Raw genomic sequence first — 23,823 nt, 5'->3', positions numbered from 1 at the left:
CGGGCCACATTGGAGCAAGGCATCACGGAAGGAAACGTCATGGAAACATGCGCGTCATTCGCGGGGCGGTACGCCCTGGGGACGTTCTCCGGCGCGGACGGCAGGCGGTTCGCCGGGCTCGTCGCCGAGGACAGGGTCCTCGACCTGGGCCGCGCCGGGATCGCGGACACCACACGCGCGGTCCTGGAACGCTGGGACGAGCTCAGCCCCGAGCTCGGCGCCCTCGCGGCGGGCTCCGGCGACGGTTGGACCAGCCTCGCTGATCTTCGGGTCCACGCCCCGATTGAACCCCGGCAGATCTTCCAGTCCGGGGCGAACTACCGCACCCACGTCATCGACCTCATGGTGGCGCACCGCGAGGACGGCGACCCCCGCTCCGAGGAAGAGGTCAGGGCGGCGACGGGGGCCCTGATGGACAGCAGGGCCGCACACGGCACGCCGTACGTCTTCGTCGGCCTGCCGACGGCGATCACCGGGCCGTACGACGACGTCGTCATCCCCGAGTGGTGCACCAAGCCGGACTGGGAGCTGGAGCTGACCGCGGTCATCGGTCGTGAGGCCCACCGGGTGTCGGTGGAGGACGCGCTCGACCACGTCGCGGCCTACACGATCGCCAACGACATCACGGCCCGCGAGGTCGTCTTCCGGCGCGACATGCCGGAGATCGGCACCGACTGGCTCCAGTGCAAGAACGCGCCGACGTTCACCCCGCTCGGCCCGTACCTCGTCCCGGCCGACGCCGTCGGGGACACCGCCGACCTGCGGGTGACGCTGACCGTCAACGGCACGACCTACCAGGACGAGTCGACCAAGGACATGATCTTCGACGTCGCGCGGCTGGTCTCGCACATCTCGCAGAGCGCGCGGCTGCTGCCCGGCGACCTCGTGCTGACCGGGAGCCCTGCCGGGAACGGCCTGCACTGGGGGAGGCTGCTCACCGACGGCGACGTCATGGAGGGGTCGGTCACCGGGCTCGGCACGCAGCGGAACCGGGTGGTCCGATGATCGACAGGACCGATCCGGAAGGTGCGATCGCCGAGGCCGCCCGCGCGTTCTCGAATTGGGGGCGGTGGGGTGCGGATGATGTGCTCGGGACCGTCAATTTCCTGACCGAGGCCAAGCGGCGTGAGGCCGCCGGGCTTGTGCGGCGTGGTGTGTCGTTCTCGCTCGCGCAGAGCTTCGACATGAACGGGCCGCAGAACGGCTGGCGGCGGCGCACCAACCCGGTGCACACCATGCTCGACACCGGGACCGACGCGGCCCTGGGCGTTCAGGGCTTTCCGCACGGGTTCAGCGGCGCGGACGACGTGATCGCGATGCCGTTGCAGTGCTCGACGCAGTGGGACGGGCTCGGGCACATCTTCGACCACGGCAAGGCGTGGAACGGGCGTCCCGCCGAGCAGGTCGTCACCAGCGGCGGCGACCGCGTGACCGGGATCGAGACGCTCGCCGCGCCGGTGTGCGGACGCGGTGTGCTGCTCGACGTCGGCCGGGTGATCGGCGACTCCGGGGAGCTTCCCGACGGTTTCGCGATCACCGAGGAGCATCTGGAGGCCACGCGGGCGGCGCACGGTGTGGAGATCGGCACCGGCGACATCGTGCTCGTCCGGACCGGTCAGCTCGCCCGTGCGCGGCGCGACGGTTGGGGCGAGTATGCGGGCGGTCCGGCACCCGGCCTGTCGTTCACGACGGCCGGTTGGCTGCACCGCAGTGAGATCGCCGCGATCGCGACCGACACGTGGGGTTTTGAGGTGCGTCCGAACGAGTTCGACAACGCCTTCCAGCCGCTGCACCAGGTCGTCATCCCCAACATGGGCCTGCTCGTGGGCGAGATGTGGGACCTCGACGCCCTCGCCGCCGACTGCGCCGCCGACGGCGTCCACGAGTTCTTCCTTTCCGCCGCGCCCCTGCCCGTCACCGGCGCGGTCGGCTCCCCGATCAACCCCCTCGCAGTGAAATGAGCCGCCCCATGAACAGCGTCCTCATCGTCGGAGCCGGCGTCGCGGGCTCCGCCCTCGCCATCCTGCTGCGCAGGGGCGGAGTCGCCGTGGAGATCGCCGAGATCAACCCCGACCTCACCGCCCTCGGCTCGGGCATCACCCTCCAGGGCAACGCCCTGCGCCAGCTCCGCGACCTCGGCGTCTGGGACAGGGTGCGGGCCGCCGGATACGGCTTCGACACGTTCGCCGTGCGCGCGCCCGACGGAAGCCTCCTCGCCGAGATGTCCGACTACCGCACCGGCGGCGACGACCTGCCCGCCACGCTCGGCATGAACCGGCCCGAGCTCGCCGCGATCCTGCACGACGCCGTCAAGGAGTCGGGCGCGACCGTGCGCTTCGGGCTGACCGTCGCGTCGCTCACCCAGAGCGGCGAGCGCGTCGACGTGCGGTTCTCGGACGGGTCGGCCGGAACCTACGACCTCGTCGTCGGCGCGGACGGCGTCCGGTCCCACATCCGCGAGCTCATCGGCATCGAGACCCGGCCCGAACCCGTCGGGATGGGGATCTGGCGGGTGCACACGCGCAGGCCCGCGTCGGTCGAGCGCACCGACCTGGTTTATGGCGGTTCGTGCTACATCGCCGGATACTGTCCGACCAGCGACACCGAGATGTACGCCTACCTCGTTGAGGATGCCAGGCCCAAGGGGGCGGTCGCGCCCGCCGACATGGCGGCGGAGATGCGCCGTCTCGCGGAGTCCTACGGCGGCGCGTGGCGGGAGATCGCCGAGGACCTCACCGACTCCGCACGCATCAACTACACGTGGTTCGAGTCCCTGCTGGTGGACCGGCCGTGGAACCGTGGCCGCGTCGTCGTCATCGGCGACGCCGCGCACGCCTGCCCGCCCACCCTCGCGCAGGGCGCGGCGATGTGCCTTGAGGACGCCGCCGTCCTCGCCGAACTGATTCTCGCGGGCGGGCCCGACCTCTTCGCGACGTTCATGGACCGCAGGTACGACAGGGTGAAGCGGGTCGTCGAGGCATCCGTCCAGCTGTGCGCCTGGCAGCTCGCGCACACCCGCGACGCCGACGTGCTCGGCCTGATGGGCGAGGTCGCCGCCCTGCTGACGGAGCGGCCGTGATCACCGTCGACGTGCACGCCCACCTGCTGATCCCCGAGGTGGAGAACGCGGTCGAGGGACAGCCCGGCCTCGCCGAGCACAGGGAACTCGACCTGCGCCGCAACGGGGCGGCGTCACAGGCGGCCAACGGCCCGATGGTCGCGGCGCGGGCGGCCAAGCTGACGCGGGTTTCCACCCGGCTGGCGGACATGGACGCCCAGGGCGTCGATGTGCAGGTCGTCAGCCCGTCCCCGTCGCACTACCACTACTGGGCCGACCCCGAGCTCGCCCTCCGGGTGTGCGACCTGGCCAATGCCGCGATCGCCGCGCACTGCGCCGAGGCGCCGGACCGGCTGCTGGGCCTCGGGCTCGTGCCGCTCCAGCACCCCGACCTCGCGGTGCGGGCCCTGGACCGGGCGCTCGGCCTCGGGCTGAAGGGCGTCGAGATCTCGTCGCACGCGCCAGGCGTCGAGCTGTCCGACGCGCGGCTCGAACCGTTCTGGGCGCACGCCGCCGCGACCGGGGCCGTGGTGTTCCTGCACCCGCTCGGCTGCACGCTGGACGAGCGGCTCGACCGCTGGTACCTGGCCAACATCGTCGGCCAGCCCGTGGAGAACGCGGTCGCGCTCTCCCATCTGATCTTCGCTGGGGTGCTCGACCGGCACCCCGCTCTGCAGGTCGTCGCCGCGCACGGCGGCGGCTACCTGCCCACCTACCTGGGCCGCGCCGACCACGGGTGGCGGGTCAGGCCGGAGGCGAGCGACTGCGCGGAACCGCCGAGCCGGTACCTGCGCAGGATCTGGTTCGACTCCCTCGTCCACGACCCAGCGGTGCTGCGCGGACTCGTCGCCGCCGTCGGCGCGGACCGGATCGTGCTCGGCTCGGACTACCCGTTCGACATGGGCGTCGACGACCCCGTCGAACGCCTCGCGGCGGCGGGCCTGTCCGCCGCCGACCAGCAGGCCGTCAAGGGCGGCAACGCCGCACACCTCTTCGGAATCAAGGAGCACGCATGAGCCGTCTCATCACCCATCTGCGGCACGTCGACCTCGCCGTGCCGGACTACGACAGGCAGCGGGAGTTCTACGCCGGGGTCTGGGGCCTCGAGGAGGTCGCCAACGACGGCGGCGTCTCCTTCCTGGCCGCCGCCGGCTCGCCCGAGCAGTACGTCGTCCGCATCCGGAAGTCCGCCGACAAGCGCCTCGACCTGATCGCCTACGGCGCGGAGACCCCCGCCGACGTCGACGCGCTCGCCGAACGGCTGCGCGCCGACGAGGTGCAGCTGATCAGCGAGCCGGGCGCGCTCGACACCCCCGGTGGCGGCTACGGCTTCCGGTTCTTCGACGGCGACGGCCGCGCCATCGAGGTCTCCGCCGACGTCGCGCACCGGGCGCACCGCAAGCTCGAGGAGAAGGAGTCGGTGCCGGTCCGGCTGTCCCACGTGGTGATCAACACGCAGAACCTGAACGCCACCCGCGCCTGGTACGAGCGGCACCTCGGCTTCGCGCTGTCCGACACGCTCGCCCACCCGCACATGGGCGAGATCATGCACTTCATGCGCTGCAACCCGCGCCACCACAGCCTCGCCATCTCCCAGGCCCCGCACGCCTCGCTGCACCACATCTCCTTCGAGATGCGCGGCATCGACGAGTACATGCGCGGCAGCGGCCGCGTCCTCCGCTCGGGCGCCCGCCAGCTCTGGGGCCCCGGCCGCCACACCGCCGGCGACAACACCTTCAGCTACTTCCTCGACCCCCACGGCAACACCATCGAGTACACCACCGAACTCGAACTCCTCGAAGAAGACACCTGGCACCCCGGCATCCACGACGCCTCAAACCCCGACGTAGCCGACCAATGGGGCACCGCAGGCCCCCTCACCGAAACCATCGCCGCCGAATCCTTCAACGACCCCGACCCCGGCCTCCACACCGCCCCCCCAATCTAACCCCCACCCCCGATCCCCACCCCCCCCGCAGTCCCTTCGGGACTGCGGGGAACAAACCCAAACCGACCCGGGCAACGGGCCCGAACGGACCCCGGGGGACGGGCCCGAACGGACCCCGCGCAACGGGCCCGAACGGACCCTGGGTAACGGGCCCGAAGGGACCCTGAGGGACGAGCGCGACGCGACCTCGGGGGACGGGCCCGAAGGGACTGCGGGAAACGAGTCCGAAGGGGCTGCGGGGGACGGGCCCGAAGGAACCCCGGAGGGGACGGGACCGACGGGCCTGCGGGGACGCGTCCGAAGGGACCCCGGGGGACGGGAGTGCGGGGGACGAGTCCGAAGGGGTCTCGGGAGCGGGCCCGAAGGGCCTCCCGGTCCCGCATCGCGGGGGTTAGGGGTGGGTGGGGTGGTTGCTTTGGAAGAGGTGGGTGGGGTCGTGGTGGGATTTGGTGGTGCGGAGGCGGGTGAGGGTGGGGGTGGGGAAGGTGTGGGAGAGGGATTCGGTGGGGTTTAGGTAGGTGAGGGGCTTTAGGGGGGTGGTGGGGAGGGAGGCGGCGAGGGTTGTTTGTTTTGTGGTGATGGCGGTGGCGGATTGGGGGGTGGTGGGGGTGCCGAACATGTAGAGGGCGTAGGGGGCGGTTAGGGGGCCGTGGGGGGAATCGGAAGGTGCTGTGAAGGCTGCGCCTAGGTGGCGGATTTGGAGGGTTAGGAGGGGGTGGAGGGGGGTGGTGAGGAGGGTTTTGGCGGTGACGTCGTCGAGGGTGGTGAGGAGTTCGCCTTGGGAGATGCCGGGGCCCGGGGTTGTGGGTTCTGCGGTGATGGAGCCGACGTCGGAGACCTGCATGGGGCGGCGGGTGTCGGTCAGGGGAGTGGGGAGGGCTTTGAGGGGGGTCAGGAGGCTTTCGGCTTCTGGGCGGGGGCCCAGGTGGGTGATGTCCAGGGCGATTTTGGGGGTGGAGCCCGGGAAGTGGAGGAGGTCGAGCCAGAGGGTGAGTTCGGGGGGTGCGGACTCGGTCAGATGGCGGAAGGCGTCCATGACGGCGGGGGCGTGGTGGGCGGGCCAGAGGATGCGGCCGCCGTAGAGGTGGGGGGCGGGGTGCAGGGTGAGTTCGAGGGCGGTGACGACGGCGAAGTCGCCGCCTCCGCCGCGCAGCGCCCAGAAGAGGTCGGGGTCGGAATCGTGGGTGATGTGCCTTTCGCGGCCTTCGGCGTCGACGACGTCGAAGGCGCGGACGCTGTCGGCGACCCAGCCGTACTTGCGGCCGAACCAGCTGAGGCCGCCGCCGAGCGCGACCCCCGCGACGCTGACGATCGGGGAGCTGCCGGGCAGGCCCGTCAGCCCGTGCGGCGCGGCGGCCTCCTGGAGCCGTCCGGACGGGACGCCCGCGCCGATCCAGGCGACCCGCGCGACGGGATCGACGGACACGGCGTCGAGGCGGCCAGTCCGCAGGACGATCGCGCCCTCGGTCCGGCCGGTCGCGCCGTGCCCGTTCGGCTGGACGGCGATGCGGAGCCCCGTCCCCCGGACGAACCGGACAAGCGCCGCGACATCCGCGGCGTCGGCGGCCTCCACGACGGCCTCCGCGTGCTGCTCGACCGCGCGGTTCCAGGGCTTGCGCGCCTGGTCGAAGCCGGGTTCGCCGGGCAACCAGACCCGGCCGCGGACGACGGAGCGCAGGGTGTTCAGAACGTTCATGACGCCAACTCTGTTCCGGTGCGGGAGGCCGATCAACGCGCGCGTGTGCAACGATCGTGAAGTCAGATTCAACGATCGGGGGATCAGTGCTCGAGCGGTACGAGATCGACGCGTTCCTCACGCTCGCCGAGGAGCTGCACTTCGGCAGGACCGCCGCGCGCCTGCGCGTGTCGACCTCGCGGGTCAGCCAGACGATCGCGCGGCTCGAGCGGCGGATCGGGGTGCCGCTGTTCAACCGGACGAGCCGCCGCGTCGAGCCGACGGCCGTCGGACGCGAGCTGTACGAGGCGCTGCGGCCGGCGTGGGACCTGGTGGGGGAGGCGGTCGAGCGTGCCGTGGCGAGCGGACGCGGGCTGGGCGGGGTGCTGCGCGTCGCGTTCGTCGGCGCGGCGGGCGGGCAGTTCCTGGTCGGGGCCGCGGACCTGCTGCACAGCAGGCTGCCCGACTGCGAGGTGCGGTTGCGCGAGGCGCAGATGGTCGACCTCATGCCCTGGCTGCGCGACGGCGAGGTCGACGTCGCCCTCGGCACCTTCCCGATGGACGAACCGGGCATCGAGTGCGGTCACGTCCTGATGTCCGAGGCGAGGCTGCTCGCCGTCCCCGCCGGGCATCCGTTCGCCCGCAGGAAGTCGGTCTCCCTCGAGGACCTGTCCCGCACGACCCTGCTGCAGCTCCCCGACACGCTGCCCGAATCCCTGCGCCGCGACCGCACCCCTGCCGTGACGCCCTCGGGACGCCCGATCCCGCCGGGCCCGTCGGCGTCGACGTTCAACGAGATGCTGACGCTCATCGGCGCGGGCCGCGGCGTCTTCCCGGTCGGCGCGCAGACCAGGCGCTACTACCTCCGCCCGGACGTCGCCTACGTCCCCTTCAGCGACGCCCCGCCCCTGCTCTGGGGCCTCCTGTGGCGCACCGACGCCGCCTCCGCCCGCCTCCGCGCCTTCACCACCGCCGCCCACGACCTCCTCCCCTGACCCCCTCCCCGACGCGCAGCCAGGTCCACGACGACGCCAAGGCCGCCCCGCTCGGCCAAGCGAACCGCGTCCGCTGAACGCCCCCGGCGCGCTCCGCATGCATCTCGGCGATCCCCCACACGCACAAGGCCGCCCCGCTCGGCTCCGCGTGCGTCGCGGCGATCCCCCACGCGCACGCGGCCGACCCGTTCGGCGGTCCTGCCAAGCGGTCCCCGCTGAAGCCGCCCCCGCGTCCGTCAGGGTGGGCGTGGGGGCGGCCTCGCCGGGGGAGGTCAGGAGGCGATGACGGCCGCGCCGACACGGCCGCCGTCGACGTCGAGGACCGTGCCGTACACGAACGACGCCTCGTCGGAGGCGAGGTAGAGGGCGGCGTGGGCGATCGCGTCGGGGTGGCCGGTGTGCCCGGCGGGGGTGCCCGCGGTCATGACCTCGCCCGGGTAGTCGATGTCGGGCGCGAGGTCCGGCGGGCGGATGACGCCGGGGGACACCGCGTTCACCCGGACGCCCAGCGGCGCGAACTCCGCCGCCCAGGCCCGCGTGAGGGTCTCCACCGCACCCTTGGTCGAGCTGTACAGCGCGCCGATCGGGATGCCGAGCCTGGCGACCCAGCTCCCCAGGTTGACGATCGAGCCGCCGCCCTCGGCGAGCGCGGGGACGAGCGCCTGCGTGAGGAAGAACGGCGCCTTGACGTTGACGGCGTAGACCCGGTCGAACGTCTCCTCGTCGGTCGCGAGCGTGGTGTCGCCGGGGAAGATCCCCGCGTTGTTGACCAGGATGTCGAGCCGCCCGCCGAGCACGCCGAGCGCCGCCGAGGCGAGTTCACGGCTGGCCGCCGAGCTCCCGTCGAGATCGGCCCTGACGAACTCGGCGCGCCCGCCCTTGTCGCGGATGCCGGACACGACGGCCTCGCCCCGCGCGGCGTCGCGTCCGGAGACGACGACGTGCGCGCCCTCGGCGGCGAAGACGCGGGCGATGGAACGTCCGATGTTGCTGGTGGAACCGGTGATGAGCGCCGTCTTTCCGGCGAGTCGCTGGGTCATGGGTGCGAAGCTATGCGGGGGATTTTGGACTGGCAAGTCCAAACACGCCGTACGCTTGAGGTATGACGTTCACGGCCAAGGGGCTGGCGACCCGGCAGCGGATCATCGAGGGCGCGGCCGCCCACCTGCGCGCTGACGCCCCCGGCGACGTCACCCTCGACGACATCCGCCGCGCCACCCGGACCAGCAAGAGCCAGATCTTCCACTACTTCCCCGGCGGCAAGGAGGAGCTCTTCCTCGAGGTCGCCCGCTACGAGTCGAACCAGGTCATCGAGGACCAGCAGCCCTATCTGGGCGCGCTGGACTCGTGGGAGGCGTGGGAGCTGTGGCGGCAGGCGGTCGTCGCCCGCTACCGCGCGCAGGGTCCGCGCTGCCCGCTCGCCTCGGTCCTCGACCAGGTCGGCGGTGTGCCCGGCGCGGCCGAGGTCGCGACGGTCCTGCTGCACAAGTGGCAGGCCCACATCCACCGCGGCATCGTCGCCATGCAGGCGCGCGGCGAGATCCGTCCCTCGCTGGACGCTGCGCAGACCGCGTCCGCGTTCGTCGCGGGCATCCAGGGCGGCGTGACCATCCTCCGCACGACCGCGCAGACCGCGCACCTCGAGTCCACCCTCGCCCTCCTGCTCGCCCATCTGCGCTCCCCGGAGCCCGGCGACTGAACATCGTCTGGTTCGTTATGTGTTGGCTTATGTTTGCTCTTGTGGGTCAGGTGTGTGAGAGGCTGTGTCGGAAGGCGACAGGGGAGGGCGGGGAATGCTTGCCACGCAGCGCCAGCGGTTGATCGTCGAGCTCGTGCAGAAGAACGGGTCGGTGCGGGTGTCGGAGCTCGTGGAGCGCTTCGACGTGTCCGACATGACGATCCGGCGCGACCTCGAGGTGCTCGCGGGCCGCGAACTGCTGGTGAAGGTGCACGGCGGCGCGACCGCGCTCGGCGTCTCCGCGGTGGACGAGCCGGGCTTCACCGCCAAGCTCGTCGTGCAGCAGGAGGAGAAGGAGGCGATCGCGAGCCGCGCGGCCGAACTTGTCGAGCCGGGGTCGGCGATCGCCATCTCGGCGGGGACCACGACCTGGACGCTCGCCAGACATCTCACCTCGGTGCCGAACCTGACCGTGGTGACGAACTCGCTGCAGGTCGCCGACGTGTTCCACGCCGAGGGCAGACAGGACCAGACAGTCGTGGTGACGGGCGGCGTCCGCACCCCGTCCGACGCGCTGGTCGGGCCGGTCGCGGTCGCCGCGATCCGCTCGCTGCACGTCGACGTGCTCCTGCTCGGCGTGCACGGCGTCAGCACCCGCGCCGGTTTCACCACCCCGAACCTGCTCGAGGTCGAGACCGACCGCGCCCTCGTCGCCGCCGCGCGCCGCGTCGTGGTCCTCGCCGACCACACCAAGTGGGAGCTCGTCGGCATCAGCACGATCGCCGAGCTCAGCGAGGCCGACGTCCTGGTCAGCGACGCCGGGCTCGACGAGAACGCGCGATCGGTCCTCGCCGAGCACGTGGGCGAGCTGATCATCGCCTGACGGGCCCGCCCCCCGAGGACGGGCCCGTCGTCAGACCCTGCCCGCGCCGGGCCCCGGCACCGCCTCGAGGAACGTCGGACGCGTCCAGCCCCGCTCGGCGTAGGCCGAGGCGACCGCGGTCCGCACGGAGGGCAGCGCGTCCCGGTGCGCGAGCGCGATCACCGACCCGCCGAACCCCCCGCCGACCATGCGCGCGCCGAGCGCCCCCGCGTTGACGGCGGCGGCGACCGCCACGTCGGCCTCCGGCCACGACACCTCGTACAGGTCGCGCAACGACAGGTGCGAGGCGGTGAGCAGGTCGCCGATCTCGGTGATCGCGCCGAGCCGCAGCAGCTCGACGACGGTCGTGACCCGCCGGTTCTCCTCGACGACGTGCCTGACGCGCCGGCGCAACCGTGGGTCGTCGAGCGCGGCGAGCGCGGCGGGCAGGTCGGTGACGTCGCGCAGCGCCGCGAGCCCGAGCCGCCGCGCCGCGCGCTCGCACGAGCCGCGCCGCTCGGCGTAGTCGCCGTCGCCGAGCCGGTGCGGGCTGCGCGTGTCGACCACGAGGACGCGGTACGGGCCGAGGTCGACCGGGATCTGGGTGACCCCCTGGTCGCGGCAGTCGAGCAGCAGCGCGTGGCCCTCGCGGCACAGCATCGACGCGGACTGGTCGAGGATGCCGCAGGGCACCCCGGCGTACACGTTCTCCGCCTGCTGGGCGATACGGGCGAGCGCCCCGTCGTCTATCGGGATCGCGTACATGTCGCGCAGGGCGACGGCGGTGGCGCACTCGAGGGCGGCGCTGGACGACAGTCCCGCGCCGATCGGCAGGTCGGAGCTGAAGTGCAGCTCCGCGCCCCCGACGCGGTGGCCCGCCGCGCGCAGGCACGCCGCGACCCCGACGACGTAGGCCGCCCACCCGCTGACGGACCCCGGCTCGGCCTTGGCGAGGTCGACGGACGCCGAGTCCTTCCCCGAGTACAGCTCGAGGACGTCGTCGGCCCTGGCCTCGCCCTCGACCGTGATGCCCTGGGGGAGCGCGAACGGCAGGACGAACCCGTCGTTGTAGTCGGTGTGCTCGCCGATGAGGTTGACGCGTCCCGGCGCGCGCCACGCGCCCCTCATCGCCGCCCGCCGAGCGCGAACTTCCACGCGTCCTCCACCATCGCGGTGAGGTCGTGCTCGACGGTCCAGCCGAGGTCGTCCCTGATCGCCTCGGACGACGCCAGCAGCGTGCCCGGGTCGCCCGCCCTGCGCGGCAGGACCGTCATGGGGATCGGGTGGCCGGTGACCGCCCGGCACACCTCGACGACCTCGCGGACCGAGTACCCCGCGCCGCTGCCGAGGTTGTAGACCCGGTGGACGCCGGGCGCGCACGCGTCGAGCGCGAGCAGGTGGGCGCGGGCGAGGTCGATGACGTGCACGTAGTCGCGGACGCAGGTGCCGTCGGCCGTCGGGTAGTCCTCGCCGAAGACAGGCACTTCGTCGCGCGCGCCGAGCGCCACGCCGAGCACGGTCGGGATCAGGTGGGTCTCGACCGCGTGCCGCTCGCCGAACCCGCCGAACGCGCCGGCGACGTTGAAGTAGCGCAGGGACACGCCGCCGAACCCGTGCAGCCGCGCGTACTCCGCGAGCACGTTGTCGATGGCGAGCTTGGTCGCGCCGTAAGGGTTCGTCGGACGGGTCGGCGAGTCCTCCACGATCGGGACGGTCTCGGGGTCGCCGTAGACCGCGGCCGTCGAGGAGAACACGATCCGCGCGACGCCCGCCGCGCGCATCGCGTCGAACAGGGCGAGGGACTCGCCGAGGTTGCCGTCCCAGTACTTGGCGGGGTCGGCGACCGACTCGCCGACCAGGGACTTGGCCGCGAAGTGCAGGACGCCGTCGTAGCCGCCCTCGGCGAGCACGTCGTGCGCCCTCTCGCGCAGCGTGCCCTGGACGAGCCGGACGCCGTCGGGGCAGGCGTCGGCGTGGCCGGTGGACAGGTCGTCGAGGACGACGACCTCGTGGCCGGTCTCCCACAACAGGGCGGCGACGACACTGCCGACATAGCCGGCTCCGCCCGTGACCAGGAGTTTCATTAGACCGTTCCTTCCATGCGTCAGATGCGGACGGCGCGCAGCCGTTCGGCGGCGGCCTCGGGGAGCACGTCGTTGATGAACGCGCCGGCGGCGGACTCGCTCGAGGCCAGGAACTTGTACTTGTCGGCGCTGCGCCGGGTGGTGAAGACCTGGCCGTAGAAGTGGTCGAGGTCGGCCCGGTGCCGGACCGGGGCCTGGTGCCAGCAGGCCATGTAGGGCGTCGGGTTGGTGAAGAGCCCCTCGAAGCGGCGCAGGACCTCCGCGTACAGGCCCATCAGCTCGGTGATCTCGGCGGGGGCGAGCGCGGCGAGGTCGCCGACGCACGAGCGCGGCGCGAGGTGCACCTCGAACGGCCACCGCGCGCTCTCCGGGACATAGGCGACGAACTGGGCGGTGGCCGCGACGACGCGCGGCCCGTCGGCCTCCCGGGCGACGGTGTGGCACAGCAGGCATGACCCGTGTTCCGTCCGGTGCGCGCGCGCCGACCTGAGGACGGAACGCTGCACCGGCGTCAGATACGGGTAGGCGTAGATCTGCCCGTGCGGATGTGCGAGCGTCGCGCCGACCTCCGCGCCCCGGTTCTCAAAAACGAACACCTGCTCGACGCCGGGCAGCCGGGTCAGCGCCGCGGTGCGGTCGGCCCAGGCCCGGCCGATGGTCGTCAGCCGGGCGGCCGGCAGCCGGGACACCGACTGGTCGTGCTCGCCGGAGAAGCAGACGACCTCGCACCGCCCGCCCGCCTGCCCGCCGAGCGACGGGAAGCGGTTCTCGAAGACCGCGACGTCGTAGTCGGCGGCGGGGATCTCGGTGGGGCTGCCGGGACGTGACGGGCACAGCGGGCATCCGGCGCGCGTGCTGTTCACCGTGCGGGTCTGCCGGTGCGCCGCGATGAGGACGGGGTCGCCGGTCAAGGGGTCGTGCCGCAGTTCGCCGCGGGGGGCGAAGGCGGTGAGCGGTCTCGTGTCGCGTGCCGACCGATCGCGTCCCGGTCGGTCGTCGTAGTAGACGATCTCCCGGCCGTCGGCCAGCAGGCCATGCACTGGATGTGGCAGTACGTCACCGTAGGTTCCGAGGTCGCGGGCTTCCAACATTTTCCTAACGGTTCATAAGTTCACTGGTCAGGCCCGCCAGTGTGGCATGCCGCAGGGGTTCTGAGCTAGGGAGATCAAACATATTCAAACAGAATCATGTTGGGTCTTGTGTGATAAAGGTCTCTCGCGGTACTACTGCTCTTCATACGAACGAAACATCCGGATGACGCCGAGTGAGTGCGCGGCCGGGGCGTCCGGAGACCGAACGAAACCTTGAAGGAGCAGTCATGACCCAGCGACACGGCCGGACCGGCAGAACCACGATCGCCGTCACGGGCGTCCTGGCCGCCGCCGCGCTCAGCCTGGCCGCGTGCTCGTCCGGGCAGGATGACGGGACGGGCAGCACGCCCAAGGCCGCCGACGGCAAGATCTCGATCGTCTACCTGCAGAAGCAGGGCGACCAGTCGTACTTCATCGGCGAGGCCGAGGGCGCGAAGGCCAAGGCCGCCGAGCTCGGCATCGACCTGAAGGTGGTCAACCTGGGCAGCGACGCCAACAAGGCGGTCAGCGAGACCCAGGCCGCGATCGGCCAGAAGGCGTCCGGCGTCATCGTCGTCGTGCCCGACCCGGCCGTCGGGCCGCAGCTCGTCGAGCTGACCAAGAGCGCGGGCGTCGAACTGCTCACCTCCGACGACCAGATCTGTGTGGACAACCCCGACCCCGCGCAGTGTGCGAAGGAGAACCTCGTCCCGCGCATCGGCTTCAGCGGCGCCCAGATGGGCGAGGAGGTCGGCAAGAAGGTCTCCGAGCTGTACAAGGCGGCGGGCTGGAAGCCCGAGGAGACAAGGATCATCGCCGCCTGGAAGCAGGACGTGACCGTCTGCACCGACCGCGTCACCGCCGCCGAGAGCTCCTTCAAGGCCGAGTCCGGCGCGGACATCGAGATCATCAAGGTCGGCACCGACAACACCCCGCCGGACGCGCAGAACAAGGTCGGCGCGACCGTCACCGCGAACAAGTCGGTGAAGAACTGGATCGTGTGGGGCTGCAACGACGAGAACGTGACCGGCGGCGTCCTCGCCCTGGAGAACGCCGGCTTCAAGCCCGACAACATCATCGGCGTCGGCATCAACGGCGACCTCGCCTGCAAGGTCTGGCAGGGCGGCAAGCCGACCGGCGTGAAGGCGTCCCTGTTCCTCAACGGCGCGGAGGTCGGCGCGCTGTCCGTGCAGAGCATGTACGACAAGATCAAGAACGGCAAGGAGTTCCCCGCTGAGGGCTTCGCCAAGACCACGATGGTCGACGCCTCCACCTACGAGCAGGCCGGCCTGAAGTGCAGCTAGGTTCCACCGATGGCGCCCCGGCGAAGCCCGCGCTGGCCGTGACCGGCCTGAGCAAGGGCTTCGCCGGAGTCCGGGCGCTCCAGGGCGTGTCCCTGGAGCTGCCCGGCGGGCAGATCACCGCCCTGATGGGGGAGAACGGCGCCGGAAAGTCAACCCTCATCAAGATCATCAACGGGGACTACCAGCCCGACGACGGCGTCCTCACCCTCGACGGCCAGGTCCGCGACTGGCGGGACTGGCAGAGCCCCGCCGACGCGCGGCGCGGCGGCGTCCGGGTGATCGCGCAGGAGCCGGAGATCATCCCGTACGTCTCGGTCGCCGAGAACATCTACGTCGGCGCGCTCCCGCACGGCGCGACCCGGCGGCTCGACTCCGCGGCGCTCCGCCGCCGCGTCCGCGACGACCTCGACCGCTACGGCTTCACCGGAATGCTCGACCCCGACGCGCGCGGCGACCAGATCAGCGCGGCCCAGCGGCAGCTCGTGGAGATCCTGCGGGCGCTCACCGACACCGACCCGAACGGCGGGGGCGGCCCCCGGGTCCTCGCGTTCGACGAGCCGACCTCGTCGCTCGGCGACCGCGAGACCGAGGCGCTGTTCACCCTGATCCGACGGCTGCGCGACGAGGGCAGGGCGATCCTCTACGTGTCCCACAGGATGCGGGAGATCCTCCAGCTCGCCGACCGGGTCGCGGTCCTGCGCGACGGATCGCTCGTCGGCGTCCGCGAGGCCGCCGACGTCACCGAGGGCGAGATCGTCAGGATGATGGTCGGCCGCGACCTGTCGGCGATGTTCGAGCGCGAACGGCTCGAACCCGGGCCCGTCGTGCTGTCCGCGCACGGCGTCAGCACCGACGACGTGCACGGGATCGACCTCGAGGTGCGCGCCGGCGAGGTCGTCGTGCTCGCCGGGCTCGTCGGCGCGGGCCGCTCCGAGCTGGTGTCCGCCCTGGTCGGCGACGTTCCCCTCCGGGAGGGCGAGGTGCGGGTCGACGGCAAGGCCCTGCGGCTGCGCCATCCCGGTGACGCCGTCAGGGCGGGCATCGGGTACGCGCCCGAGGAGCGCAAGAAGCAGGCGCTGTTCATGGAGCGCAGCGTCCGCGACAACGCGTCACTGGCGATCCTCAAACGGCTGCGCCGCCTCAGGTTCGTCAGCGGGTCGGCCGAACGCCGCGCCGTCCAGGAGTACGTGACGCGCATGCGGGTGCGCACCCCGTCGATCGAACAGCACGTCGGGAAGCTGTCGGGCGGCAACCAGCAGAAGGTCGTGCTGGCCCGCTGGATGGCCCGCAACCCCCGGGTGCTGATCCTCGACGAGCCCACCCGCGGCGTCGACGTCGGGGCCAAGGCCGAGATCTACGACCTGATCGCCGGGCTCGCCAAGGCCGGCGTCGCGGTCCTCGTCGTCTCCTCAGAACTCCCCGAGGCACTCGGCCTCGCCGATCGGATCGTGGTCATGCAGAACGGCCGGGTCACCGGCGAGCTCGACCGCGCCGACGCGGGCGAGGAAGCCGTACTCGCCCTCGCCATGTCCCATGACCTGACCTCGAGCAGCACCGGAGACACTCCGTGACCCCTACAACCCTGAGCCCGTCCACCGGTGAGAAGGATCAGGTCAGGCCGCCCTCGCCCGTCCGCCGGGTGCTGGAAGCGGTCGGGCCGCAGAACGTCAGCCTGATCCTCGCGCTCATCGTCGTCGTCGCCATCTTCGGCTACCTCGACTCCAACTACCTGTCGCTGTCCAACATCGAGGTGATCGGGCAGACCGTCACCGTGATGGGGCTGCTGGCGATCGTGCAGACCGTCGTCATCATCTGCGGCGCGCTTGACATCTCCGTCGGGTCCCAGGCGGGCGTCGCCTCCGTGGTGAGCGCGATGGTCTTCACCTCCGCGGACGGCAACCCGCTGCTCGGCATGACCGCGGCGCTCGCCTTCGGCGCGGTGCTCGGCGTCGTCAACGGGATGATCATCATCTACGGCCGGGTCAACGCGGTCGTCGCCACCCTCGCGACGCTCGCCGCCTACAAGGGCCTGGCCCAGCTGCTGTCCGGCGGCCGCGCCCAGGGCTACGTGCTCGGCGACGACGTGTTCGTCTTCATCGCCCGCGGCAAGATCGCGGGAATCCCCACGATGATCTGGATCGTCGCCGTCGTCGCGCTCGCCGTCCACCTGATGCTCAAGTACACCGACGTCGGCCGCAACATCTACGCGATCGGCGGCAACGACACGGCGGCCCGCCTGGCGGGCATCAACATCAACAAGTATCTCGTCGCCGTCTACGCGCTGACCGGGATCGTCGCGGCGCTCGCCGGGATCATCCTCACCGCGCGCACCGGCTCGGGCCAGCCGACGTCGGGCAGCGAGGGCCTCGAGCTCAAGGCGATCACCGCGGCGGCGCTCGGCGGCTGCGCGCTCACCGGCGGCAGGGGTGCCATCACCGGAACCCTCCTCGCCGTCGTGCTGCTCGGCGCGCTCGACAACGGGCTGAACGTCGTCGGCGTGAACTCCTTCTGGCAGAACGTCGCCCAGGGCACCCTCCTGGTCATCGCCGTGGTCCTGCAGCAGCGAAGGGCGGGCGAGCGCCGGGTGGGCCTGCCGACGTAGCGCCACCACAGACCTGACAACCATCCACCCCCCCGAAAGGTCAGGTAATCCATGTCCCTCATGTCCAAGATCGACCCGAGGCGAGGCTCGCCGCGCGGATCGCGGATCGCCGGCGTCGGCCTCGCCGCCGCGCTGGCGTTCGCGGTCGTCCCCGCGTTCGCCGCGCCGGCCGCGGCCGCGCCGGGAAGCTGGACCTCGGTCCAGCCCGGCGTGCCCGCCACCGGCTGCGACGGCGTCCGCGCGACGGTCGCCCTCGACGCCAGCGGCAACCTCAGCCTCGGCGCGACCTGGAACTGCCGCCAGGTGCTCAACCCCGCGCCGATCGGGCTGCTGACCAGCACCGTCAACTACAGCACCGGCCTTGAGTTCGTCAGCCGGGCGGACAGCACGCAGAACTACACCTACCAGGTCAAGGCGGGCAAGTCCCTGAACCGGACCCGGACCGCGACCGAGACGCGGCTCGTGTTCTCCAAGGGCAGTTCCCAGATCACCGTCTACGTCCGCACGTCGGCCGACGGCGTCGCGGTGCGTTACGGGCTCCCGTCCGGCGCGACGGTCACCGGCGAGGCCACGTCGTTCTCGCCGCAGAGCGACGCCCAGCTGTCCCGCGTCAACTTCGGCGTCGTCCACGAGGGCCAGTACGTCACCTCGCCGCTGTCGCAGGTCGCCACCGGCGAGTACAGCATGAGCGTGTACGCCCAGAACGGCAACGGCTCGCGGGTCCTGCTCGCCGAGTCCGGCGTCGACGGCGGCTACTCCGGCGGCCGCTTCACCCACACCCAGGGCAGCGGCCGCTTCACCCTGAAGCTCGCCGACGCCCAGGTCGTCAAGTCCGGCGCGTTCACCACCCCGTGGCGGACCGCGGCGATCGGCACGACCGCGACCGTGGTCGAGTCGACCCTCATCGACGACGTCGCGCCGGCGTCGCGGATCGCGGACACGTCGTGGATCAGGCCGGGCTTCGCCGCCTGGCCCTGGCTCGACGGCGGACACGCCACCCAGCGCGACCCCGTCCGGCTGCGGGCGTGGGCCGACTACGCCGCCTCGCAGGGCTGGCCCTACCTGCTCGTGGACGACGGCTGGAAGGACAACCAGTCGATCATCCCCGACCTCGTCACCTACGCGCAGGCACGCGGCGTCCAGGTCATGCTCTGGTACCCGTGGGGCGACCTCGACACCGCGGCCAAGCGCGACGCCGAGTTCACCAAGATCACCGGCTGGGGCGTCGTCGGCGTCAAGCTCGACTTCATGAACTCCGAGTCCCAGGCCCGCCACCAGTGGTACGACCAGGCGCTCGAGCACACCGCGCGCTACCGGCTCATGGTCGACCTGCACGGGTCGCGCCTGCCGGTCGGCGTACACCGCACCTGGCCGCACGTCCTCACCTCCGAGGGCATCCGCGGCGAGGAGTACCCCGGCGGCCGGACCATCGAGCACGTCGCGGCGCTCCCGTTCACCCGCGCCGCGCTCGGCCCCGCCGACTACTCCCCGATGGGCTTCCAGCAGCGCAACCCCAACAGCGACGCGGGCGAACTCGCCCTCGGCGTCCTCTTCGAGAGCGGACTCCAGCTGCCCGGCGGCCGGATCTCCGACTACCAGGCGCGGCCCGAGGCCGAGCGGGTCATGCGGCAGCTGCCCGCCGCGTGGGACGAGACCAAGTTCGTCTCCGGCGACCCGCTCACCGGCTCGGTCATCGCCCGCCGCAGCGGCGACCGCTGGTTCGTCGGCGCGCTCCGGCGCGGCGGCGCGGGCACCATCTCCTACCCGACGTCCTTCCTGCCCAGTGGAACCTGGCACGCCGAGATCACCACCGACGGCTCGGGCGGCCTCCAGCGCACCAGCCAGGTGATCTCCGCCGGGGCCACGCTGAGCGTGCCGACCGTCGCCAACGGCGGCCACGTCGTCAAGCTGACCAGGGTCGCCACCGCGCCGTCCGGCTACCGCAAGGTGACCGTCGCGGGCAGCGGCCACACCCTCGACGTGGAGGCCGCGAGCACCGCCAACGACGCGCGCGTCATCCGCTGGCTTAGCAACGACGGCACGAACCAGCGCTTCGAGTTCCGCTCCCTGGGCGACGGCTACGTCCGCATCGTCAACCAGAACAGCGGCCGCGACGTGGTCGTCTACCACGCCTCCCGCGACGCGGGCGCGCCGATCATCCAGTACCAGTACGAGGCCAACACCACCACGAACGACGAATGGCTCCTTGAGGACGCGGGCGGCGGCACGGTCCGCATCCTCAACCGCCACAGCGGCCTCTACCTGACCGCCAACACCGCCCAGGGCTCCCAGTTCGACCAACGCCCCTTCAACGGCACCGACCGCCAACGCTTCACCCTCTCCTAACCCCCCGACCGCGGCTCCCCGGGCAACCCCCCGGGGAGCCGCTTCCCCATTCCCCCCGAGGGTCAGGCCCTACGAGGAAGGCCGCCGCTAGCGGTCGCCCGAACAGGAACGCCCAGTGGTTTCGTGGCGTGGGCGACGGGGGTGTAGCCGTCAGGTTCTGCGTGCGTCCGGTCCGGCTGGCGGTCATTCGAGTTTCACGGGATGTGTCGGCTGGCCGGACTCGGAAGTGTCCATACCGAGCACGCGGGATGGCCTTGACTCTGTAGCGGTCCGACCACAGTATGCCGCCTATGGGGCGGAACCGTCTGGGCGAGGAGATTCGTGCGGCGCGGCGAGACCTCGGGTGGACTCAGCAGCGACTTGCCAAGGCGATGTTCTGCTCGCGCTCTCAGGTCGGCCGGTGGGAGTCCGGCCAGGGCACGCCTCCGGATCTCGCGACCCTGGAGCGGCTGTCTTCTGTTCTTTGCCTTTCGCCTGAGACCCTGCTGGGGGCGGAACTCCCTGCCGGACTTCAGGACGGAGATGATGTGCGACGGCGTGAGCTGCTGGCACACCTGGCGGTGTCCACGACCGCGGCAGCAGCACCGAGACTCGCGGCCGCCGCCGACCATCTGGCTGCGACCCGGCCCGCTGACGCGCTTGCGAGCGTGTTGCAGCGCTGCCTGCTGGTGGGGGTGCCTGCCGCGCCCGGACCGGTCGCCCCGGACCGGCTACGGCAGGCATTGTCGATGGCGATGGGTGATTTCCACGCGTGCCGCTACACCGAGCTTGCCCGCAGGCTGCCGGGTCTCCTGAGCGCCGCCCACACTGTCGCGGTACGGGACACCCCCGCCGCCTCCGCAGTTCTCACGCAGACGTACATCCTGATCTCCAGGATGGCAGTGAAGCTGAACCTCAACGACCTCGGGCTGATCGCCGCGGACCGCGCCAGGACCATCGCGCCCGGTGCCGCAGATCCGGTCCTCGCGGGGGAGGCGGCGCGCGACATGGCGGTCCTGGTGCGCAGGTCCGGCCTGAGCGACCGAGCCGCATCGATCGCGCTGGACGCCGCAGACCAGCTCTCCGGCGGCGGCCTGGCCGTCCGCGCTCAGCGCGGGCTCCTCGTGATGTCCGCGGCCTACACCGCGGCACGCAGCGGGGACAGCCGCATGATGCGCACCCTGACGCGCGAGGCCGCGTACCTGGCCTCGACGCTGGGGGACCGTGTGCTCCTGCCCGCACATGGCGGAGGGTTCGGCGTGCCGGTCGTGCAGCTGCACCAGATCTCGGGCCTGGCGGCGGCGGGCGAGCCCGGTGCCGCGCTGAACGTCGCCGACTCGATCCGGCCCTCTCAACTGCCTACGACTGAGCGCAGGGCGCGGTACTGGACGGACGTCGCGGCGGCGGCCTCCCAGTGCGGCCAGCACGACCGGGCGGCCCAGGCGCTGCTGGCGGCTGAGAAGGAGGCACCCCAGGAGGTGTACTCGCGGCCGGCGGTCCTCGACCTGACGCGGTCGCTCGTGCGGGCCGGGCACGGACCGCGCGACCTCCGCGTCATGGCCGCGCGCATGGGCTTCTCCCGCTAGTCAAGGCTTCCACGGGAATCAGGGCATTTCCGCGCGCCGAACGCAAAGCGCTCGTCCTGCCTGGACGTCGGCGCAGTCTGGTGGTGCGGCCCCAACCCGGGAGGATCGGATCGTCAATGTGCCCTGGCCTTTCCCCGCTCCGCAGCATCGTCATGACCTGGATGGCGACCGGTGCCGGCGGCGCCGAGCAGTCCACCATGGAGGTAGCCGAGGGCATCGCGGAAACCGACGTGCCCGTCACCGTTCTCTGGCGCGCCGCCGGGTCCGCTCCCACCCCCACCTCCCTGCACTCCGGCGTAGCCGTAGAGGTCGTGCCCGACCATCGCGGCTATCTGGCCGCGCTCGCCCGCTTTGCCCAGCCAGGTGCCGTCGTGCTCAGCAGCCACCGCACCATGCTCGTGGACCTGGCCCACGTCCGCGCTGTCCCCGTCATCCCGATCGTGCGGGGCATCTTGGTGGCCGGGGAGCCCATCCGGATGATCGACCCGACCGGGGGCGACCTGTTCGGGCACACCCCGGAGCAACTGCCCTGGGACCATATGTCTCCCTACGCCTGGGTCGGGATCTCCCGCGCGTCGGCCTCCGCCATCACGGCGTTCTCCGGCTGTCCGGACCGGGTCCGGGTCGTGTACAACGGCGTCCGTCAGCAGGCCGAGGCGCTGCGCTGGCGCGTCCGCGATGACGTCCTACGACTCGCGGCCGTCGGCCGGATCATCGCGTGGAAGCGCCTCGACCGGATCATCGCGGCCCTCGCCGCTCTGCCGCCCGCCCTGCACGGCACCGTCGCCCTGGACGTGTACGGCGACGGACCATCCTTGCCCGAACTCAGGGCGCGCGCGACGCGATGCCCGGTGCCCGTCGCTTTCCACGGCCACGTTGACGACCTCCAGGCTCGGCTCGTTGGCTCCGACGTCCTGGTGACCGCCGCAGTAACGGAGGGATTCGGCCGGGTCGTCGCCGAGGCCGCGGGGCTCGGGAAGCCCGCGATCGTGCCGCGCGGCGGTGCCAGCGCCGAGCTGGTTCTGCACGGGCTGACGGGCTTGGTGTACGACCCTGACGACCCCACCGCCCTCACAGACGCGATCGAGCGGATAGCGCAGCTCGGCCAGGGAGAGATGGTGGCGATGGGCTGGAGGGCCTACCGCCGGTTAGCGTCCTGGTTCACGCCCGGACGTGCCGCCGCCGAGTACCTGACCCTGTGTCACGAGGCGGCCTCAGCAGCTCAGCCCACCGGGACCGTGTCGACCTGACCGCCCATCGCGGTCAGCCGGGACACCGGGTCCTCGTAGCCGCGCTCCAGGTAGCGCGTCCCGCTGATGGTGCTGGTGCCGTCGGCGACGAGGGCCGCCAGCACGAACGCGAAACCAGCCCGCAAGTCCGGGATCTCCAGCTCACGCCCGGACAGCGGCGTCGGCCCGGAGATGACGGCGGAGTGGGCGTGGTCGCGGTTGGCGAACCGACAGGCGTCCCCGCCTAGGCACGCGGTGGACAGCTCGATCCGGGCGCCCATCTCGCGAAGCTGCAGCGTGTACCCGAACCGGTCCTCATAGATCGTCTCGTGCACGACGCTGGTCCCCGCCGCCTGGGTGAGCAGGAGCACGAGGGGCTGCTGCCAGTCGGTGAGCAGGCCCGGGTGGACGTCCGTGCGGAACGAGGTGGCGGTGAGGTCGCGGGCCCGGTAGAAGGTGAGGCCGCGGGACGTCTCGGCGAATCCTCCGCCGATCCGGTGCAGAGTGTTGATCAGGCCGGTCAGGTCCGCCTGGCGGGCTCCGATGACCTCCAGGCTGCCACCGGTCGCTACTGCGGCGGCGGCGAAGGACGCGGCCTCCACCCGGTCGGTGATCGCGGAGTGAGTCGTGCCGGTGAGCCGCCTGACGCCCTCGATCACGATCCGCCGGTCCGTCTGGACCTCGATGAGCGCGCCCATCTTCTGGAGCATCAGAATCGTGTCGATGATCTCCGGCTCCACGGCGGCGTTGTGGATCACGGTGGTGCCACGGGCGAGCACGGCGGCGAGGACGATGTTCTCCGTCGCGCCCACGGACGGGAACGCGAGCGTGATGTGCGCGCCGACCAGGCCGGTGGTCTTCACGTGCACCGCAGTCGGCTGCTCGGTTACCTCCGCGCCCATCTGGCGGAGGGCGTCCAGGTGGTAGTCGATCGGTCGCTTGCCGATCTGGCAGCCGCCCGGCAGGGGGATCACGGCCTCCCGGACGCGGTGCAGCAGCGGCCCCATCATCAGGATCGGGATGCGGTTCGCACCGGTGTACCGCTCGGCAAGGCCGGAGTCCGCGATGGCACCAGCCTCCACCCGGATCTCGTGGTCGCCCGTCCAGTCCACGTCGACGCCGAGCTGCCGAAGCATCCCGACGACGAGATCGACCTCAACGATCCTCGGCACGTTCGCGATCGTGACCGGCTCCTCGGTCAGGAGCGCCGCCACCATCTGCTTGGTGACGGCGTTCTTCGCGCCGCTCACTGGGACCTCGCCCTTCAGAGGGGCGCCGCCGGTGATGCGGTACAGGTGCCGGTCCGTGGTCATGGCGTCCGTGCCGGTCATGGAGCTGCTCCTCTGGGTTCGGGGTTCGCTACGCAAGGCTACGGGCGTCGGAGCCGTTCACGGCTCCGATGCCCGT

At 71.6% G+C, this 23,823-nt stretch carries 20 protein-coding genes and 1 pseudogene; 15 read left to right on the top strand and 6 right to left on the bottom strand.

Going from position 1 to position 23,823, the window contains the following annotated elements; genetic code table 11:
• Nucleotides 1-39: 39 nt before the first annotated feature.
• From R9X44_RS10565 to R9X44_RS10545, 5 genes are read left to right on the top strand one after another with little or no spacing between them, the layout of a single operon-like run.
• Entirely contained in the window at nt 40-1,005 is a 966-nt protein-coding gene (locus R9X44_RS10565; protein ID WP_319813865.1) for a fumarylacetoacetate hydrolase family protein, read from the top strand.
• Nucleotides 1,002-1,961 (top strand): cyclase family protein, encoded by a 960-nt coding sequence (locus R9X44_RS10560; protein WP_319813864.1) that lies wholly within the window; start codon nt 1,002-1,004, stop codon nt 1,959-1,961. Before R9X44_RS10565 ends, R9X44_RS10560 begins: the two co-directional genes overlap by 4 nt.
• Before the next feature lie 8 nt (nt 1,962-1,969).
• Nucleotides 1,970-3,079, top strand: a complete 1,110-nt coding sequence (locus R9X44_RS10555) for an FAD-dependent oxidoreductase (protein WP_319813863.1) — start codon at nt 1,970-1,972, stop codon at nt 3,077-3,079.
• The gene (locus R9X44_RS10550) at nt 3,076-4,074 is read left to right on the top strand and encodes an amidohydrolase family protein (protein ID WP_319813862.1); all 999 of its coding nucleotides are present in this window, start codon (nt 3,076-3,078) and stop codon (nt 4,072-4,074) included. Before R9X44_RS10555 ends, R9X44_RS10550 begins: the two co-directional genes overlap by 4 nt.
• Nucleotides 4,071-5,006 carry a VOC family protein gene (locus tag R9X44_RS10545; RefSeq protein ID WP_319813861.1) on the top strand — a complete coding sequence of 312 codons (936 nt, stop codon included), beginning with the start codon at nt 4,071-4,073 and terminating at the stop codon, nt 5,004-5,006. The genes R9X44_RS10550 and R9X44_RS10545 overlap by 4 nt, the downstream gene beginning before the upstream one ends.
• A gap of 391 nt (nt 5,007-5,397) precedes the next feature.
• Here the strand turns inward: R9X44_RS10545 and R9X44_RS10540 are convergent, their stop codons facing one another.
• On the bottom strand, nt 5,398-6,702 hold the full coding sequence (locus R9X44_RS10540) for an FAD-binding oxidoreductase (protein WP_319813860.1): 1,305 nt from the start codon (nt 6,700-6,702) through the stop codon (nt 5,398-5,400).
• Between the two features lie 56 nt (nt 6,703-6,758).
• On the opposite strand from R9X44_RS10540, the gene R9X44_RS10535 reads away from it, so the two are divergent.
• Complete coding sequence (locus R9X44_RS10535; protein WP_319813859.1) at nt 6,759-7,676, top strand: LysR family transcriptional regulator; 918 nt, start codon at nt 6,759-6,761, stop codon at nt 7,674-7,676.
• A gap of 272 nt (nt 7,677-7,948) precedes the next feature.
• On the opposite strand, the gene R9X44_RS10530 is transcribed toward R9X44_RS10535, so the two are convergent.
• Nucleotides 7,949-8,716, bottom strand: a complete 768-nt coding sequence (locus tag R9X44_RS10530; RefSeq protein ID WP_319813858.1) for a glucose 1-dehydrogenase — start codon at nt 8,714-8,716, stop codon at nt 7,949-7,951.
• A 62-nt stretch (nt 8,717-8,778) separates the two neighbouring features.
• Here R9X44_RS10530 and R9X44_RS10525 point away from each other — a divergent pair, with 62 nt between their 5' ends.
• Nucleotides 8,779-9,375, top strand: coding sequence for a TetR/AcrR family transcriptional regulator (locus R9X44_RS10525; RefSeq protein ID WP_319813857.1), 597 nt, complete (start codon nt 8,779-8,781; stop codon nt 9,373-9,375).
• 94 nt (nt 9,376-9,469) lie between these two features.
• Nucleotides 9,470-10,237 carry a DeoR/GlpR family DNA-binding transcription regulator gene (locus R9X44_RS10520; protein ID WP_319813856.1) on the top strand — a complete coding sequence of 256 codons (768 nt, stop codon included), beginning with the start codon at nt 9,470-9,472 and terminating at the stop codon, nt 10,235-10,237.
• A 30-nt stretch (nt 10,238-10,267) separates the two neighbouring features.
• Here the strand turns inward: R9X44_RS10520 and galK are convergent, their stop codons facing one another.
• Genes galK through galT form a run of 3 tightly spaced genes read right to left on the bottom strand, consistent with a single transcriptional unit; the run spans nt 10,268 to nt 13,340 of the window.
• Complete coding sequence (gene galK / locus R9X44_RS10515; RefSeq protein ID WP_319813855.1) at nt 10,268-11,371, bottom strand: galactokinase; 1,104 nt, start codon at nt 11,369-11,371, stop codon at nt 10,268-10,270.
• On the bottom strand, nt 11,341-12,300 hold the full coding sequence (galE, locus tag R9X44_RS10510; RefSeq protein WP_319813854.1) for a UDP-glucose 4-epimerase GalE: 960 nt from the start codon (nt 12,298-12,300) through the stop codon (nt 11,341-11,343). The genes galK and galE overlap by 31 nt, the downstream gene beginning before the upstream one ends.
• 20 nt (nt 12,301-12,320) lie before the next feature.
• Nucleotides 12,321-13,340 (bottom strand): galactose-1-phosphate uridylyltransferase, encoded by a 1,020-nt coding sequence (galT, locus tag R9X44_RS10505; RefSeq protein ID WP_319813853.1) that lies wholly within the window; start codon nt 13,338-13,340, stop codon nt 12,321-12,323.
• A gap of 278 nt (nt 13,341-13,618) precedes the next feature.
• On the opposite strand from galT, the gene R9X44_RS10500 reads away from it, so the two are divergent.
• From R9X44_RS10500 to R9X44_RS10475, 7 genes and pseudogenes are all read left to right on the top strand, one after another.
• Complete coding sequence (locus R9X44_RS10500) at nt 13,619-14,674, top strand: substrate-binding domain-containing protein (protein ID WP_319813852.1); 1,056 nt, start codon at nt 13,619-13,621, stop codon at nt 14,672-14,674.
• A 38-nt stretch (nt 14,675-14,712) separates the two neighbouring features.
• Nucleotides 14,713-16,245 (top strand): sugar ABC transporter ATP-binding protein, encoded by a 1,533-nt coding sequence (locus tag R9X44_RS10495; protein ID WP_319813851.1) that lies wholly within the window; start codon nt 14,713-14,715, stop codon nt 16,243-16,245.
• Nucleotides 16,242-17,276 (top strand): ABC transporter permease, encoded by a 1,035-nt coding sequence (locus R9X44_RS10490; RefSeq protein WP_319813850.1) that lies wholly within the window; start codon nt 16,242-16,244, stop codon nt 17,274-17,276. Before R9X44_RS10495 ends, R9X44_RS10490 begins: the two co-directional genes overlap by 4 nt.
• Nucleotides 17,277-17,327: 51 nt before the next feature.
• Complete coding sequence (locus R9X44_RS10485; protein ID WP_319813849.1) at nt 17,328-19,622, top strand: glycoside hydrolase family 97 catalytic domain-containing protein; 2,295 nt, start codon at nt 17,328-17,330, stop codon at nt 19,620-19,622.
• Between the two features lie 281 nt (nt 19,623-19,903).
• A pseudogene (locus R9X44_RS35740) lies at nt 19,904-20,092 on the top strand (helix-turn-helix domain-containing protein); the annotation flags it as partial.
• A gap of 57 nt (nt 20,093-20,149) precedes the next feature.
• Nucleotides 20,150-21,187 (top strand): hypothetical protein, encoded by a 1,038-nt coding sequence (locus tag R9X44_RS10480; protein ID WP_319813848.1) that lies wholly within the window; start codon nt 20,150-20,152, stop codon nt 21,185-21,187.
• A gap of 161 nt (nt 21,188-21,348) precedes the next feature.
• Nucleotides 21,349-22,437 (top strand): glycosyltransferase family 4 protein, encoded by a 1,089-nt coding sequence (locus tag R9X44_RS10475; RefSeq protein WP_319813847.1) that lies wholly within the window; start codon nt 21,349-21,351, stop codon nt 22,435-22,437.
• Here the strand turns inward: R9X44_RS10475 and murA are convergent.
• Nucleotides 22,410-23,747 (bottom strand): UDP-N-acetylglucosamine 1-carboxyvinyltransferase, encoded by a 1,338-nt coding sequence (gene murA, locus R9X44_RS10470; RefSeq protein WP_319813846.1) that lies wholly within the window; start codon nt 23,745-23,747, stop codon nt 22,410-22,412. The genes R9X44_RS10475 and murA overlap by 28 nt on opposite strands.
• Nucleotides 23,748-23,823: the final 76 nt, after the last annotated feature.

The sequence above is a fragment of the Actinocorallia sp. A-T 12471 genome (assembly GCF_033875155.1).
Lineage (GTDB): Bacteria > Actinomycetota > Actinomycetes > Streptosporangiales > Streptosporangiaceae > Actinocorallia.
Note: the sequence above shows the minus strand (reverse complement) of the source record. Positions and strands in the feature narration are given on the sequence as shown.

What these genes read in the sequence shown, in the direction of transcription:
- R9X44_RS10565 (WP_319813865.1), top strand. Translation starts at nt 40, where the DNA reads ATGGAAACATGCGCGTCATTCGCGGGGCGGTACGCCCTGGGGACGTTC.
- R9X44_RS10560 (WP_319813864.1), top strand. Translation starts at nt 1,002, where the DNA reads ATGATCGACAGGACCGATCCGGAAGGTGCGATCGCCGAGGCCGCCCGC.
- R9X44_RS10555 (WP_319813863.1), top strand. Translation starts at nt 1,970, where the DNA reads ATGAACAGCGTCCTCATCGTCGGAGCCGGCGTCGCGGGCTCCGCCCTC.
- R9X44_RS10545 (WP_319813861.1), top strand. Translation starts at nt 4,071, where the DNA reads ATGAGCCGTCTCATCACCCATCTGCGGCACGTCGACCTCGCCGTGCCG.
- R9X44_RS10540 (WP_319813860.1), bottom strand. Translation starts at nt 6,702, where the DNA reads ATGAACGTTCTGAACACCCTGCGCTCCGTCGTCCGCGGCCGGGTCTGG.
- R9X44_RS10530 (WP_319813858.1), bottom strand. Translation starts at nt 8,716, where the DNA reads ATGACCCAGCGACTCGCCGGAAAGACGGCGCTCATCACCGGTTCCACC.
- R9X44_RS10525 (WP_319813857.1), top strand. Translation starts at nt 8,779, where the DNA reads ATGACGTTCACGGCCAAGGGGCTGGCGACCCGGCAGCGGATCATCGAG.
- R9X44_RS10520 (WP_319813856.1), top strand. Translation starts at nt 9,470, where the DNA reads ATGCTTGCCACGCAGCGCCAGCGGTTGATCGTCGAGCTCGTGCAGAAG.
- galE (WP_319813854.1), bottom strand. Translation starts at nt 12,300, where the DNA reads ATGAAACTCCTGGTCACGGGCGGAGCCGGCTATGTCGGCAGTGTCGTC.
- R9X44_RS10500 (WP_319813852.1), top strand. Translation starts at nt 13,619, where the DNA reads ATGACCCAGCGACACGGCCGGACCGGCAGAACCACGATCGCCGTCACG.
- R9X44_RS10485 (WP_319813849.1), top strand. Translation starts at nt 17,328, where the DNA reads ATGTCCCTCATGTCCAAGATCGACCCGAGGCGAGGCTCGCCGCGCGGA.
- R9X44_RS10475 (WP_319813847.1), top strand. Translation starts at nt 21,349, where the DNA reads ATGGCGACCGGTGCCGGCGGCGCCGAGCAGTCCACCATGGAGGTAGCC.
- murA (WP_319813846.1), bottom strand. Translation starts at nt 23,747, where the DNA reads ATGACCGGCACGGACGCCATGACCACGGACCGGCACCTGTACCGCATC.